This is a genomic window from Companilactobacillus halodurans, assembly GCF_009600985.1.
Lineage (GTDB): Bacteria > Bacillota > Bacilli > Lactobacillales > Lactobacillaceae > Companilactobacillus > Companilactobacillus halodurans.
On the sequence record NZ_VDFP01000130.1, the window covers coordinates 1 to 1,425 of the forward strand.

General features: G+C 35.9%; 2 protein-coding genes. Both read right to left on the reverse strand.

Annotated features, from left to right (window positions below; genetic code table 11):
- On the reverse strand, nt 1–116 hold a 116-nt coding region (locus tag FHL06_RS14975), incomplete at its 3' end, for a DUF6056 family protein (RefSeq protein WP_272950471.1).
- Between the two features lie 280 nt (nt 117–396).
- Nucleotides 397–1,425, reverse strand: a 1,029-nt coding sequence (locus tag FHL06_RS12995) for a hypothetical protein (protein ID WP_238334052.1), incomplete at its 5' end; no start/stop codon positions are given.

A 1,425-nucleotide genomic window follows, 5' to 3' on the forward strand; every position in this document is an offset into this window, starting at 1 on the left:
CCTGGAGTGTGGTAGACGAACCGATATATATAATCATCAGCTGTGTACATAGTCTTCATATTCAAGATCATCAAAATAATAAAGACCAGAACCAAAACGATTGCTGACAAAATCATTCGATTAGGTTTAGTACGAAGCTTGTTTAATAATGCTTTGATAATAAATCACCCTAGTATAACTAGATATCCTTTCTATATGCCATCCTCCGCAACAAAGAAAATTGGGCTGGAACGTAGAATTTCACTACTGAGCCCATTTTCTTTGTTGCTCCGGACTAGTGTATCCGTAATATTTTTTTATATTATTAATATTCAAGGTTGAAATACCGCCACCTGTTGGAAATCACCCCTGATAAACTCAATTATTTCAATTTACGCTAGCTTTTTTTTTTTTTTTTTAAATACCAAAAAGCTTTACAATCATGCTCGAAAAAACTAACCAGATCCATGCCAAGGTACTGATTACTAATGCCAAGCCAAAGAGTTTACGATTGCCATAATACATATGTACTGTGACTTCTGCAGCATCTTTGGGGGCGATAATTTGAACCGATCCCCGTTTGCTTAGTTGAACCGGTACACTCTGACCATTGAAATTAGCTTTGGTATATTTGTAACGAACATATGGCAAATCGATTACGTCACCTTTTTTAATGTCGGTTAAATAAAAGTCATTACCATGATTATTTTCAATTGGTTCTTGGGTATAAGTTTTGTCATTAACCTTGATCTTATGTTGTGTCATCGTATACAGCATTGCTTGTCCCGTCTTTGGTACATACTGTTCCAAATAAGAATTTGGTATCTTATCGTCTCTAATCATCTTTCGTGTGATACGAGTTTTTGGATTCTGCAATAATTGTCCCTGTGCAGCATTGGTTATTGAATTCGTCCACAAGCCACCACAGATTGGAAAATATTGTTTCGGATATGTTCCCAACCCTATTTCAACTATCCTAGTAGCAACAATCGCTCCGAATAAAGTTACAAACATTAACAACCGATATGGAAATTGGATAACTTCGATTGGTGTGTTCTGGAGGATGTGCCATGGAAAAAGACTAGTTGATAATAAAAATGTTGCTAAGAAGACTAGATAGATAGCCTGATAAGTTCTTGAAAACTTTCTAAACAAGAAGATTCCAGCAATTAGTGCTAATAAGATAATTAAACCAATATTGTAAGTATTGCCTTCAACCAAACGTAAGGCGTTGTTGTCATAACTTGCTTTGATCAATTGCCATAAGTCTAATCCTTTGAGAATTTGACGGTCTGGCACGCCGTACTTTTGAAATAGTTCTTCTGACAAAAACGGTACTGTGTAAATCAAAGTTGCTAAAACAGTCATCAAAACCGCCTTACCCAAATTCAACCACAATCTCTTCGACCACTTGATCCACTTAACAAAAATCAGGCTGATCAAAAC